Raw genomic sequence first — 14,671 nt, forward strand, 5'->3', positions numbered from 1 at the left:
ATTGATAAGGTTGTTTACTGATTTATATTTTTTAACTATCTGATTTTAAGTGAATTTAATGAAAGCTTACGAAACTATTATGATGCTCATTTTTCAATTCTCACATCATAAAGTGTGTTCGTTCCGAGACTGGCAACGGTAATAAAGAGTTGTGAGCTGTCACCGGTGGTTGTTTGATGTAATGAACGAATATTGTGCGACGGCAACGTGGTTGCGTGCTCTTCAGTACTATCATCATTCCAACCGCGTCGAAAAATTTTGTTCACACTCTTGGTGTAGTAAACGTAGGTTTCATCGGCGGTAAATTTGTGAGATACGGAATCAGATAGAGAGAGCTGCTGGACAGTTTCTCCCGAATTAACGTCAATCAGGCTCACCTTATTTACATCATCAATGACAGCAATTTTTTCTGCATTGATACGAACGCAACTAACAGCTCGGTGTTGACCGAGCGGTGTCATTACCTTGTCGGCAATAGTAAAGAGCGATGCCTGTGTTTTCTTATTGCTGGCATCAATAAGAAGAAAACTGGATTCTGAAAACCACCTGACACTACTGACACTGTGACCGAACTCAATCAGATCAGTCTGATTAAAGTCGCGATCGTACACGTAAACTGCTCTTCCGCTTCTGACCAGAATCTGGCTGCCATCCGGGGAAATATCCAGATCGTCTGGCATTTCGAAGGGTAAATCTCTGACTTTGCGACTTGTTTCATTGGCGTAGAGCCAGAGCGTTGCCGGATAACCTTCCACGGTAAACAATCCTCTGGATTGGTCCGGAAATAGTGCAAATTGTCGCTCGTTGGAGTCTGTGGCTGCAATCTCTGCAATAGCTGCGTCATTTTTGTTTATATCAATGGCAAAAATATCGGTATCCACAGAATCGTTGGCAAAAACGAGGCGCTGCTGGTCAAGAATTTCTATATTCATCCAGCGATTAAATTTATAGTCAAAGTCCATGGAAGCCTGACTGCGTGCGCCGGTATCCAGATTGAGCGCTTCCATCTGCCAGTTGTCCGGATCCAGCCAATAAATAGACTGACTGTCTTCACTCCAGGCCACAGAACCTATCACGTAATTTGCCTTGAATACTGCAGACTGCTCACTTCCATCGATATCACTGTGCATAATGGTTGTGCCGGACTTGGTCGCTCTGAGAAAGATAAACTGTTGTTCGTCAGGTGATACACGGACATAGTAGTCACCTGCAGATTGAAGATAAGGCGAGGTAAGCTGATATTCACTCTGTGTTTTCAGGTTTCTTGCCACTATACGACCTACTTGCGGCGCATCCCGATAGTTAAAGCGTGTGTAGATCAGGGTATTCCCGTCGGCAAGCACGTTTCCATGAGCGTTTGTCTGATAGTCACAGTCGAAGAGTCTGGCATGCTGTGGTTCACTGAGTCCTTTGGTGAAATCAGCTTGCCAGTACTGGCATACCAGCCCGGTTTCGCTGGTATTGAGTAGCTGATAAATCAGCTTTTGCTTCCCGCTCCAGGCGACTGGAAATAAATCGCCCTCACCTGAGGCTACTCTGAACTCACTTTGCGAACGTAAGTCTTTAACATTTATAGAAAGATGTCGCTCGTCAGGTTCTTTAAAAGAATAGGCGAGAAGGGTTTTACTTGCATCTGCGTGAGGAGAAAACGTCAGGCCTCGTTTTATCAGCATGTTTGTGCGACTTGCGACCACCTGCTTTGTTGGAACATCATCCGTTACACCGGAATCAGTCCCAGGCAGGGGATCTGCAGATTCACCTGACAGAGATAAACCTGTCACCAGCGCGACGACAAAAATGACAAAGCCAGCCGCTATCCACCCCCGGGACTTTTTGCTTTGTGGCACGGGCAGCGTGTTTTCTGAATCTCTATCTGTTTTTTGCTCTTCAGATGTAACCGGCACTCCAGAAGGTGTTGTCTCTGATAAGGGTTCCGGTTGCGGCGACACTGCGTGCGCTGTTTCATCCGGCTTATCGCTTTTCGCATCAGGCCCGAAAGTGACCTCAGGGATAAAACTGTAGCCCTTTTTATAATGGGTTTTAATCAGTGAGGGGCTGTCTGGTGTGGGTTTTAAAAGCTTGCGCAGTTCCGACATGGCGCGGTTAATTGCGTTGTCATCAACAAAATTCTGTTTCCAGACGTCCTCCACCAGATCCTGACGTGAAACGATGCGGTCGTGATTGGTCACAAAATAGAGAAGAAGGTCGAAAATCAGAGGCTCAGCCTCGACGGGGGTTGACTGCCGGGCGAGTTTGCCTGAAGCCGGGTAAATCACCCAGTCGTTAAAATGTATTTCAGAATAGAGCGCAGGATCCATTCCTGACTGTGTGCGTTCATCCATGACAAGCTTATTCGAATGTGGGAACCATTAATGACTGACGAGTATGCCAAAAGGGGCTGGCAATAGGCAATCTGGAAGTCACATTTGTAATGAAATGCATGAACGATAAAGAAGTAAAAAGCAGCGCAGTGATTGTTGCGCTGCTCAATACGATTGAACTATAAGGCGATGTTAAGATGTTTCACTTACATGATTTGCGTCTTTAATCGGATGTCTACTGAGACACCAGTGATACCTCCTCAATTTTCGCTGCTTCTATTTCATCCTCAGTAAAGGCTACCGGCCGAAGCGCGGGTTGGGCAGAGTACCAGCGGGTCTGGTCGAGGAAGTGATCACTGCCGTAAACCCGTGACTGGGAATAAGTAAGCAGGGCGCGCGCCTCTGGGCCGGAGCTGGTAAAGTTCACCACCATCATCCAGCTGCTGCCGTAATTAATCCGATAGCCACCGGCTTCCGCGCTGATTTCAGACACATCATTGAGTGGCGCATAGCTGATTTGCGGGAGCAGGGTAGCGTTCTGCGGCAGCAGGCCACTGGTGTTTGGCACCGGACGGAACACGTTGAAGCCGCCCTCCACGTTATTGGCGCCGCCCCAGGGCAGGCGCTCTGGATCGGCCGTGCCGTCAGGACGGGCACGCTGCACAAATTGCACATCGCCGAGTGTCGCATCAGGTGCTACGCCAGCGGCTTCAAGCACGGTGACCGCCCGGGCAAACTGCTCCAGCGTGGTGGCATTAGTGACGAGACCAGATGGAGTAGTCAGTGGCTGAGTGGCATCAAAAGCGACTTCCCACTGAGGATTGGTCTGGAACTGATAGGCAAACTCACGGAAGACCTGACCACCCACACTATCGGTATTCATGGTGCTGTCCCACAGCGCCAGCGCATTACAGGCCGCCTCTATACTCACGCTTTCACCATCTACATCGACAGGTGTTACACCCTGTGCGGTACACATGGCGAGCACATCGGCGAGGATTTGTTCTGCCAGATAGCTGCGGTTGCTCATCAACAGCGTTTCCACTTCATCCGGGGTGAACAGGCCGTCACTGCCGCTGCCTTCCTCAAGTAACTTCTGGCCCATGCGGGAACGCAGGGTCTGCTGGTCGTTCTCGCCACCGTAAAGCGGCGAGATGCCGGTGATGGGCGAATCCACATTGGTCAGCCAGTAGCTGTTATTGGAGTTCTGCACTGCATCATTGCCTTCGTATTTAGGCGCAGCCTCGTAAGGCACCGGGCCGTCAAAATCAAATACCGACTGGTTTCCTGGCAACACGGTGAAGCCTGCTGCAGCCCTTGTCTGCACCAGTTCCGGCACGGTGGTCAGCGCGCCAATGGCGGTGGCTGACAGATTAGGCACCGTGGAGTCATCAATATAAAACACCTGGCCATCGCTGGACGCAGCCATGGTGTTGTTAAAGATCACGCCGTCATAATCCATAAAGGCCTGTTTGAATTCGTCCATGGTAGTGGCCAGATTCATCGCCATCCAGTGGTCGAGAATATCCAGGTTGGGCAGGTTCGCGTCTTTAATAGCGAAAGCCTGGGTAGCGGTCCAGTCGAAGCTACCGGGGATCTCTATCATCGGGCCGTAATTGGTGTAGTAAGCCGTTTTGCGCACATTCACGGTTTGTCCGCCACCCACGGCAACTTCTATTACCATGTCTTTTTCTTCAATCGCCACGGCTTCGCCGTCAATCAGTTGGGTCTGGGCGTTGGAGTCAGTTTCATCCTGCGAAAGCTGATACACCACAAAGTGTTCTGCCGAAGAGAAGGTATGCGTCCAGGCCACATTGTCGTTGAAGCCGATATTCACCGCACCGGGCAAACCGATGAGCGAAGCGCCGGTAACGTTCAGAAAGTCGGGTACGGTTGTGTGGAACTGCCAGAAACGCAGACTGCCGGTATGAGGAAAGTGCGGATTGGCCAGCACCATGCCCATGCCGTTTTCCGTTTTATCTACTCCCAATCCCCAGCCGTTAGAGCCCAGTTCTGCCGGGTTGGTATCGGGAATCGCTGAGGTGTGATTAATGTTCAGCGTGAGGTTCGCGCTTTCCGGCACGGGGGTAAAGTCTTTGCCGGGAGGCGCCGCTACAAACATGGCGCTTAAAAAGTTCGTCGCACCAGGAAGTACAGCAACCCCAAGAGAATAGGTAAGCAAATCGGTGGCATCGATGGGCGTCACCCAGGGCTGTCCGGCACAGGCGGGATCCTGTTCCTCCACCGGGGTGTCCTCCAGGTAACGGTTGTAACCCGCGGTGTAGCCCAGATACATGGCCTGACTGGTGTCACTCATGGTGGACAGCGATTCCTCGGCGATTTCGCGGATGCCGATAGTGAGGAATCCAAAGTCACTGATCAGGTGGCTGCTGTCGCCGCTGCCGGGCACACGGTCGGGACCGTAATAGCGGCTGCGCTGAGAGTTATAGCGCACAATCTGGTCGGCCAGAATACACAGGTTATCTCTGGCAAACGCATAACCGACTCCGTAGGACAGGCTCTCCAGATTCTCTGCAGTGATATGCGGCACGCCATAAGTGGTCCAGCGGATGTTAGCTTCGAGAACGCCGTCATCGTCGAAGGTTTGCAGGACACTCGGCGGGGCAGGAACAGGCTCTTCGTCGTCATCGTCGCAGGCTGTGATGAGGGTGAGGCTCAGGGCTGAAACGGTCAGCAGGGAAAGCAATCGAAAGGGGCGATGCGGATATCGTCCATAATATGGCATGTGGTTGTCTCCGTTCTTTGCCGGTTTTTATAAACAACAACCACACCGGTTAACTTAATGTTCACAAGTTTGTCTGGCCAGTATACACAGATATAAATGCGAATAGATACCGTCAAGGAGATGTGCAGGCCAAGAAATAAAGAGCCCGGACTTCAAGCCATTGAATATAAGCTTAATTAAAGAGGATAAATAACGCGCCGAAGCGCGTTTTATTTATTGGTAAGTCTTGTTTCAGCTTGCCAGCACGTCGCCGGGCACGCGCACGTTGCCTTCCATTAGCACACGGGCACTGCGGCTCATAACGACTTTATTCACCTGCCATTCACCCTGATATAACTGTGCTTCCGCGCCTACTCTCAGCGTACCGGAAGGATGGCCAAACACTACATAGCTGCGTTCACCGCCGCCGGCAGCTTGATTCACCAGCGTACCGGGAATGGTCGCCGCGGTACCGATAGCTACTGCAGCGGTGCCCATCATGGCGTGGTGAAGTTTACCCATGGACAGGGCGCGTACATTGAGGTCGATGTCCTGACGGGCAATCGCTTTGCCACTGGAGGACACGTACTCAGCCGGTCCGCTGACAAACGCTACTTTCGGCGTGTGCTGGCGGGAAGCTGCTTCTTCGATGTTGTTAATCAGGCCCATTTTCACTGCGCCATGGGCACGGATGGTTTCGAACATGGCCAGTGCTTTGCTGTCGCTGTTAATGGCGTCCTGCAGTTCAGTGCCTTGATAGCCGATAGCGTCAGCATTGATAAAAATGGTCGGGATCCCGGCATTGATCATGGTGGCTTTGAGCACGCCCACATCGGGCACTTCGAGATCGTCCACCAGATTGCCGGTGGGGAACATGCTGCCTTCACCGTCAGCCGGGTCAATAAATTCAATCTGTACTTCAGCAGCGGGGAAGGTCACCCCGTCGAGTTCGAAATCGCCGGTTTCCTGCACTTCGCCATTGGTCATAGGGACTTTAGCGATAATCGCTTTACCAATATTTACCTGCCAGATTTTTATCGTGGCAATGCCGTTTTCCGGCACGCTTTGTGGGTTTACCAGCCCATTGCTGATGGCGAATGCGCCCACAGCCGCGGTCAGGTTGCCGCAGTTACCGGACCAGTCTACAAAAGGCTTGTCGATGGCGACCTGGCCGAACAGGTAGTCCACGTCATAGTCCTCCTGTTCGCTTTTCGACAGGATCACGGTTTTGCTGGTGCTGGAGGTCGCGCCGCCCATACCATCGGTTTGTTTGCCGTAAGGATCCGGGCTGCCGATGACGCGCAGTAACAGCGCATCACGCACCGGCCCCGGCTGCTGCGCCGCTTCCGGTAAATCGGTTAATTTGAAAAACACACCTTTGCTGGTTCCACCACGAATATAAGTAGCTGGAATTTTGATTTGTGGGGCGAATTTCATAGTGTGGTACTCACCTTATTCAGGAAAAGGGAAAAATCAGACCGGAGCAGATTTTGCTGCCCGGTCTGATGACGGGGCTATCAGGCGTTTTCAGACTCAAGAAAATCCTGAGCAAAACGCTGAAGTACGCCGCCTGCCGAGTAGATAGACACTTCTTCGGCGGTATCCAGACGGCATTTCACGTCTACCTTATCGGTTTCTCCGTTAGTGCGGTGGATAACCAGCGTCAGCGTGGCGCCCGGTGATACATCACCTTGTACATCGTAAGTTTCTGTGCCGTCCAGTCCCAGGGTTTTGCGAGTGATGCCTTCGTGGAATTCCAGCGGTAACACACCCATACCGATGAGGTTGGTGCGGTGAATACGCTCAAACCCTTCAGCCACAATCACTTCCACACCGGCCAGACGCACGCCTTTGGCGGCCCAGTCGCGGGATGAACCCTGACCGTAGTCCGCACCGGCCACGATGATCAACGGCTGCTTGCGGTTCATGTAGTTTTCAATGGCTTCCCACATGCGCACCACTTTGCCCTGCGGCTCAATACGGGCCAGTGAACCCTGAACCACTTTGCCGTCTTCCTGCACCATTTCGTTAAACAGTTTCGGGTTAGCCAGAGTCGCGCGTTGAGCGGTGAGGTGATCACCACGGTGTGTCGCATAGGAGTTGTAATCTTCCTCGGGTACGCCCATTTTCGACAGGTATTCACCGGCTGCGCTGGACGCCATGATCGCATTCGACGGCGACAGGTGATCGGTGGTGATGTTGTCACCCAGGATCGCCAGCGGACGCATGCCTTTCATGGTACGCTCAGCCGCCAGTGCCCCTTCCCAGTAGGGTGGACGACGAATATACGTACTCTTCGGACGCCAGTTATACAGCGGATTCAGATCCTTGCCGTAATCGACTTTCAGGTCGAACATTGGCTCATACACCTGACGGAACTGCTCGGGTTTTACCGCACTTTTCACGATGGCATCGATTTCCTCATCGGATGGCCAGATATCTTTCAGCGTGACCGGATTGCCGTCTGCGTCGGTACCCAGCACATCTTTTTCGATGTCGAAGCGAATGGTACCGGCAATGGCGTAAGCCACAACCAGCGGTGGTGACGCCAGAAATGCCTGTTTTGCATAAGGGTGAATACGGCCGTCGAAGTTGCGGTTACCGGACAATACCGCTGTAGCGTACAAGTCGCGTTTAACAATTTCTTCCTGAATTTTCGGATTCAGCGCACCGCTCATACCGTTACAGGTGGTACAGGCGAAGGCCACGATACCAAAGCCCAGCTTTTCCAGTTCAGTTAGCAGCCCGGCTTCTTCCAGATACAGTTTCACGGCTTTGGAGCCTGGTGCCAGTGAAGTTTTGACCCAAGGCTGTCTGATCAGGCCTTTGGCATTGGCGTTGCGGGCCAGCAGGCCGGCGGCAATTACGTTGCGCGGGTTACTGGTATTGGTACAGGAGGTAATGGCAGCGATGATCACCGCACCATCCGGCATTTGTCCGTTATCGTGCTCCACACTGCCGGTGATGCCACGAACTGCGAGATCGCTGGTGGCAAGACGGGCATGGGGATTCGACGGGCCAGCCATATTGCGGCCTACAGATGAAAGATCGAATTTCAGCACCCGCTCATATTCAGCGGTTTCCAAATCGTCTGCCCACAGGCCGGTAAGTTTGGCGTATTGCTCTACCAGCTCGACCTGTTTGTCTTCACGGCCTGTCAGTTTCAGATAGTCGATAGTCTGTTCATCGATGTAGAACATGGCCGCGGTGGCACCGTATTCCGGTGTCATATTCGAAATAGTCGCGCGGTCACCGATAGTCAGCGCTGACGCGCCTTCACCATAAAATTCCAGATAGGACGAAACCACTTTTTCCTTACGCAGGAATTCGGTCAGCGCAAGCACGATGTCGGTGGCGGTAATGCCTGGTTGTGGTTTACCGGTAAGTTCCACGCCAATGATATCTGGCAATCGCATGTAGGAGGCACGGCCAAGCATCACGCTTTCCGCTTCCAGGCCGCCGACGCCTACGGCAATAACGCCCAGCGCATCAACGTGTGGGGTGTGGCTGTCGGTACCTACAAGGGTGTCCGGGAACGCCACGCCGTCGCGGGCGTGAATCACCGGTGACATTTTTTCCAGATTGATCTGGTGCATAATGCCGTTGCCCGGGCCAATTACGTCGACGTTTTTAAACGCCGTTTTGGTCCAGTTGATAAAGTGGAAACGGTCGTCGTTACGGCGATCTTCAATGGCGCGGTTTTTATCAAAGGCGTCTTCTTCAAAGCCCGCGTGTTCCACCGCCAGTGAGTGGTCGACAATCAGCTGAGTCGGTACCACCGGATTCACTTTCGACGGATCACCGCCTTTTTCCGCGATGGCATCACGCAGACCAGCAAGGTCCACAAGCGCAGTCTGGCCGAGAATATCGTGGCACACCACCCGTGAAGGGAACCAGGGAAAGTCGAGATCCCGTTTGCGGTAAATTAGCTGTTTCAGGGAGTCGCTGAGCATGGCAGGATCGCACTTGCGCACCAGATTCTCAGCCAGTACCCGGGAGGTATACGGCAGTTTTTCATAGGCACCGACTTCGATGCTGTTCACTGCTTCACGGGTATCATAGTAATCCAAACCGGCCTCTGGCAGCGGTTTGCGATAATCAGTATTCATATTTGGTCTTCTCCGGCAACAAAACGGCGGGCGTTGTGGTGGCCCGCCACAGCACCTAGTCCCGCTGGTCGATAGGAGTTACGCTGCGTAACTCTTCGCCAGTGTATTCCGCAGACGGACGGATAATGCGGTTATCAGCGCGCTGTTCCATCACGTGTGCCGCCCAGCCGGTGAGTCGTGACATCACAAAAATTGGCGTAAACAGCTTGGTAGGAATGCCCATGAAGTTGTAGGCAGACGCATGGAAGAAGTCAGCGTTGCAGAACAGCTTTTTCTCACGCCACATCACGGCTTCACAGCGCACAGAAACCGGATACAGCACCTCGTCGCCCACATCTTTGCTGAGTTTCTCAGACCAGCCCTTGATGATTTCGTTACGCGGATCAGACTCGCGGTAAATGGCGTGACCGAAGCCCATGATTTTCTCTTTGCGTTCCAGCATGCCCATCATTTTTTCTTCGGCATCGTCGGCAGAGGTAAAGCCTTCAATCATCTCCATGGCGGCTTCGTTAGCACCGCCGTGCAGCGGGCCACGCAGGGTGCCGATGGCGCCGGTAATGCACGAGTGCATATCAGACAAGGTGGAAGCACACACGCGGGCGGTAAAGGTAGACGCGTTGAACTCGTGCTCGGCGTACAGAATTAGCGATACGTGCATCACCTGTTCGTGCAGTTCGCGAGGCTTCTCGCCGTGCAGCATGTGCAGGAAGTGGGCGCCGATGGAATCGTCATCGGTGGTGGTGTCGATGCGCACGCCGTCGTGGCTGAAACGATACCAGTAACAGATAATACTCGGGAAACAGGCCAGCATGCGGTCGGTAACGGCTTCCTGTTCGGAGAAGTCATTTTCCATTTCCAGATTACCCAGCATGGAGCAACCTGTGCGGATCACATCCATGGGGTGAGCGTCTTTCGGGATGCGCTCCAGCACTTCTTTTAGCGCAGCAGGCAGGTCGCGCATGCTTTTTAGTTTGGCTTTGTATTCAGCAAGCTCGCCTTTATTCGGCAGCTTGCCTTTGAGGATCAGATAGGCCACTTCCTCAAACTCACAGTGATTGGCCAGATCCTTTACATCGTAGCCGCGATAAGTAAGTCCCGAACCTGATTTCCCTACGGTAGAAAGCGCTGTTTTACCTGCTACCTGGCCCCGTAAACCGGCGCCACTTAGTGATTTAGCCATTATCTTGTCTCCGATTTTATCATCGTGTGTAAGGTACGAAATGTGATTATTAATCTTTTGATTTTGCGAATAGCTTGTCGAGTGTTTGCTCGTAATCGTGATAGCCGAGATAATCGTAAAGCTCCATGCGGGTCTGCATGGAATCGACCACCGCTTTCTGATCGCCGTTAGTAAGAATCGACTGATACACCAGTTCAGCTGCCTTGTTCATGGCGCGGAACGCACTCAGTGGATACAGCACCATGTCGGCACCCCATTCACCCAGCTCTTGTTTGTTCCACAGCTCGGTTTGACCAAATTCGGTGATATTCGCCAGAATGGGCACGTCCAGCGCGTCGGCAAAGGCGCGATAATGTTCTTCGGTTTTAATCGCTTCGGCGAATATGCCATCAGCACCGGCAGCGACATAAGCTTTTGCTCGTTCGATGGCTTTTTCCAAACCTTCTTGAGCAAATGCATCAGTACGGGCCATGATGAAAAAATCCGGATCGGTGCGGGCATCTACCGCTGCTTTGATGCGGTCAACCATTTCATCACATGACACGATTTCTTTATTCGGGCGGTGGCCGCAACGTTTCTGCGCCACCTGATCTTCCATATGCACCGCCGCTGCACCGGCTTTTTCCATATCGCGAATGGTTTTGGCAATATTAAACGCACCGCCCCAGCCGGTATCGATATCCACCAGCAACGGCAGATCGCAGGCAGAAGTAATGCGTTGCACATCAACCAGCACGTCATTCAGTGATGTCATGCCCAGATCCGGCAAGCCATACGACGCATTTGCCACGCCACCACCCGACAGATAAATGGCCTGATGACCAATTTGCTTCGCCATCATGGCAGAGTAGGCGTTAATGGTGCCTACAATCTGAAGCGGTTTGTTGTCGGCTAATGCCTGACGAAATTTCTTGCCTGCACTGTGCATGGAATAATCTCCGTTTAATGCGGTGAAGTGTGAAGAAGTTTGCGTTCGATATTGTTTTTCGAATACAAAATGTGTCGGCGCATGAGCATTTCTGCTAATTCACCATCACGATTGGCGATGGCCTGTACGATGTGACGATGTTCGTCGAAGGCGGTGGTGACACGAGGCCCGGCCATGCCGAACTGCACGCGGTACATACGCACTAGGTGATAAATGCCATCGATAAGCACGGAAATGAGGTGCTGGTTTTTACTTCCCAGAACAATGCGGTAATGGAAGTCCACATCACCGGCTTCCTGGTAATAACGCTGACCGTCTTTCACCTCATCGAAGTGGTCGTTCAGCAAACCTTGTAAATCGTCAATTTCCTGCTGATTCATGTTCTGGGCGGCAAGGCGAGCTGCCATACCTTCAAGGGCTTCACGTACCTGATAAAGTTCGACAAGACCCTGAGGAGAAAGACTGACAACACGAGCACCCACATTGGCGCGCCGTTCAACCAAATGACTGGCGGTAAGACGATTAATTGCTTCACGAATAACAGCGCGGCTAACATCGTATTTTGTCGACAATTCGGTTTCGCTGAGTTTAGAACCAGCCTCAATGACACCTTCCACAATGTCCTTACGAAGCCGGAAAAATGTTTTATCAGCGTGGGTTACGGCGCTTTCTGCGGCTATTTCCATACTTAAAAGTTCAACAACTTGTTAACTAAACTGTCGACAATGTAGGCGTGATTATGGTGTTAGTCAACCTGCTTACCCGAATTTTGTCGACAATCGTCGACAATTTGAAGGATATTTCGCTGTGGCGGGTTGTCTGTCAGACATTGCACAATGTCGGTATGAAAAAGAGAGAAAGGAAGCCGTGGTGCAGCAGGCTACGCCACGCTCATCACTGCATTCAGGCTTTTGCCCGTTTATTTAAAATGGCTTCGCCGGCATTAGCAGGTAGCCGGGAACTGTCTATCAGTGCGAGTAAGGTGACCGCGGCTAACATATAAAATGCCAGTGAAAAATCAAAAATAGACGGGTCTTCTGTGGAGGTGCCGGTGATAAACGTGGCCAAAGCAAGGGTGAGTGCGCCAAAAGTAATACCTAATCCTCGGGTCATTTGCATCACCACGGCACTGAGTGTATTGGCATCACGCATTTCGTGTTGTGGAATGTCGGCAAAGTTGATGGTGTTCAGTACCGTAAGGTGCATTGAGCGCGTCATTCCACTGAAAAACAACACCAGCACCATAATCAGGTAAGGGGTTTGTGCAGTAAATTGTGCAATCAGAACAAAGCTCAGCGCAATGAGCAGGGTATTAGTGAGCAGCACAGTGCGGAAGCCAAACGTATTCATGATCCAGGTTGTGGCCGGTTTCATTGCCAAATTCCCGGCGAAGAGCCATATAAATAATGAGCCTGCTTGAACCGCGGTGTAACCAAAGCCAAGTTGTAACATTAACGGAATGAGGAAGGGGGCACTGGCTAAACCCATGCGTATGGCTGAACCGCCCATTACCGTCACTCTAAAGGTTTGAACCGAGATGGCTTTTAGCGAGAACAACGGGTTTTCTGCATGGTGCATATGCCAGAAAGTAAGAACCAGAAGTAATACACCAGCACCGGTGAGTAGCGAGGGAAAAAGTAAGTTTTCGGGGCGGCTGCTGAATGACTCTAGCCCGGCCATAAACAACCCGAAGCCAATACCGCTAAGCATGAAACCTTTAATATCAAATGGCTGAGGCTCGCCTTTGTTGTTATTTATCAGGTAAAAGCCGGCGATGAGCGCCAGCATTCCCAGCGGTACATTCATCAGAAATATCCAGTGCCAACTGAAGGTTTCTGCTATCCAACCACCCAGCACAGGGCCAATCAAAGGCGCCGCCAAGGCGGGCCAGGTAAGAATTGCCATGCCACGAACAAAATCTTTTTTGGGTAAAGTACGGATAACAACCAGACGGCCTACCGGCACCATCATGGCGCCGCCTACGCCCTGAAGTACTCTGGCGGCGGTGAACGTGTAGAGGTCGGAACTGATTGCACATAACAAAGACGCCAGCACAAAGACACAAATTGCCGCGCTGAAAATTACCTTAGGACCTATGCGATCTGCCAACCAGCCTGATATGGGCACAAACACGGTTACGGCCACCAGGTAGGCTGAGATCCCCACCGAGAGGTGCGCAGCGGCAACCCCAAAGTCTTTGGCGATGATTGGCAAGGCAGTGGTGATGATGGTGGAGTCCAGCACCTCCATAAATAAGGTTGCAGCAACCAGTAGTGCAGTGGCAGTCTGGCGGTCAAGTCTTTGCATAAATTCCTATATTAAAGAGCCCTGTATTAAAGAGCCCTGTATTAAAGAGTCCTGTATTAAAGCGTCCTGTATTCAAGCGTACCCAGAGTTCATCGAACTAGATTCAGGTTGATTCAGATAGACGCTGTTGATAAGCATCTTTATAAATATTTCTCGCCGCTTCTTTTACGAGTTCGGCTACCGCAGGAATAGCTGATTTAGTGAAGCTCACTGCGGGCGCCGTTATGCCAATGGAGGCAACAACCACCCCCTGATTATTCCTGATAGGTGCAGCCAGGCAGCGCACCTCTGGATTGAGTTCTCGCTCGTCCACAGCATAACCGCTCGCAATGACCCGATTGAGTTCTTTTATTAACCCGGCTTTGTCGGTGATGGTAAATTCTGTGTGTTTTTCCAGTGGATTCTGTTCGATGATCTCGTCGAGCTGTTCAAAGAACAAGTTTGCCAGAAAAACCTTTCCCGTGGCGGTACAGTGCATTTGCGCCGTTCCCCCTGGGCGTTTAGACACCATGAGTGGATTCGGGCTATCTACCACTTCTACAATGAGAATTTTACCATTATTAGGAACCGCAAGGTGCGCCGTGTGTCCGCTTTTTAATGCCAGTCGCTGAATATGTGGCACCGCCACCTGATGTAAATGGTCAGCATTAATCATATGCAGACCCAGTCGGGTTAGTTCATTTCCGCACAGGTATTTTTTGCCTTTTTTTTCCAGCATCTGCTCGTGGCAAAGGGTTCTGAGTAACCGGAACAATGTTGTGCGGGGAAGATCCATGGCTTGCTCTAATTCGTACATGCTCAGGCCAGCAGGCACGGATGCCAGCAGTCTGAAGATTTCGCAGGCGTGAGTAACACTGGGGATCAGGTATTTGTCCATAAAATTCCTTTTTTACAATCACGACACGAGAAGCGCTGAAAAAGAGAAAAAATCGTGCCGGTTGTCATGATAGCTGTTTCCTGAGCCTGCATTGTACACCCGCCTTCGAGCTAACCGAGAAGTTTTTAATTGCATACCTATTCGCCAATTTTTTCATATATGAAACGAAATCCCGAAACCAGATGTCTATCGTTTACTTTGTATCTGATAGTCGCCAACATTTC

At 51.5% G+C, this 14,671-nt stretch carries 10 protein-coding genes; all 10 read right to left on the reverse strand.

Features of this window, described 5'->3' with window-relative positions; genetic code table 11:
* Positions 1–86 precede the first annotated feature (86 nt).
* The 10 genes from BFC18_RS07460 to BFC18_RS07500 all read right to left on the reverse strand — a co-directional run bounded on the left by BFC18_RS07460 (position 87) and on the right by BFC18_RS07500 (position 14,447).
* Positions 87–2,342: a winged helix-turn-helix domain-containing protein gene (locus BFC18_RS07460; RefSeq protein ID WP_083272964.1), complete on the reverse strand. Its 2,256-nt coding sequence runs from the start codon at positions 2,340–2,342 to the stop codon at positions 87–89.
* 214 nt (positions 2,343–2,556) lie between these two features.
* Complete coding sequence (locus BFC18_RS07465; RefSeq protein ID WP_070124854.1) at positions 2,557–5,067, reverse strand: acylase; 2,511 nt, start codon at positions 5,065–5,067, stop codon at positions 2,557–2,559.
* 231 nt (positions 5,068–5,298) lie between these two features.
* Positions 5,299–6,483 carry a 2-methylaconitate cis-trans isomerase PrpF gene (prpF, locus tag BFC18_RS07470; protein WP_070124855.1) on the reverse strand — a complete coding sequence of 395 codons (1,185 nt, stop codon included), beginning with the start codon at positions 6,481–6,483 and terminating at the stop codon, positions 5,299–5,301.
* An 80-nt stretch (positions 6,484–6,563) separates the two neighbouring features.
* Positions 6,564–9,155 carry a Fe/S-dependent 2-methylisocitrate dehydratase AcnD gene (gene acnD / locus BFC18_RS07475; protein ID WP_070124858.1) on the reverse strand — a complete coding sequence of 864 codons (2,592 nt, stop codon included), beginning with the start codon at positions 9,153–9,155 and terminating at the stop codon, positions 6,564–6,566.
* Positions 9,156–9,210: 55 nt separating this feature from the next.
* On the reverse strand, positions 9,211–10,335 hold the full coding sequence (prpC, locus tag BFC18_RS07480) for a bifunctional 2-methylcitrate synthase/citrate synthase (protein ID WP_070124859.1): 1,125 nt from the start codon (positions 10,333–10,335) through the stop codon (positions 9,211–9,213).
* Between the two features lie 49 nt (positions 10,336–10,384).
* The gene (prpB, locus tag BFC18_RS07485; protein WP_070124860.1) at positions 10,385–11,263 is read right to left on the reverse strand and encodes a methylisocitrate lyase; all 879 of its coding nucleotides are present in this window, start codon (positions 11,261–11,263) and stop codon (positions 10,385–10,387) included.
* A 14-nt stretch (positions 11,264–11,277) separates the two neighbouring features.
* A complete protein-coding gene (locus BFC18_RS07490) occupies positions 11,278–11,949 on the reverse strand; it encodes a GntR family transcriptional regulator (protein ID WP_070124862.1) in 672 nt (223 codons plus the stop codon).
* Positions 11,950–12,166: 217 nt separating this feature from the next.
* Positions 12,167–13,570 carry an MFS transporter gene (locus tag BFC18_RS07495; RefSeq protein WP_070124864.1) on the reverse strand — a complete coding sequence of 468 codons (1,404 nt, stop codon included), beginning with the start codon at positions 13,568–13,570 and terminating at the stop codon, positions 12,167–12,169.
* On the reverse strand, positions 13,557–13,646 hold the full coding sequence (locus BFC18_RS22125) for a hypothetical protein (RefSeq protein WP_083272965.1): 90 nt from the start codon (positions 13,644–13,646) through the stop codon (positions 13,557–13,559). The genes BFC18_RS07495 and BFC18_RS22125 overlap by 14 nt, the downstream gene beginning before the upstream one ends.
* A 27-nt stretch (positions 13,647–13,673) precedes the next feature.
* The gene (locus tag BFC18_RS07500; protein ID WP_070124865.1) at positions 13,674–14,447 is read right to left on the reverse strand and encodes an IclR family transcriptional regulator; all 774 of its coding nucleotides are present in this window, start codon (positions 14,445–14,447) and stop codon (positions 13,674–13,676) included.
* Between the last annotated feature and the right edge of the window lie 224 nt (positions 14,448–14,671).

The organism is Alteromonas confluentis (assembly GCF_001757105.1).
In the GTDB taxonomy this organism is placed as follows: Bacteria; Pseudomonadota; Gammaproteobacteria; order Enterobacterales; family Alteromonadaceae; genus Alteromonas; species Alteromonas confluentis.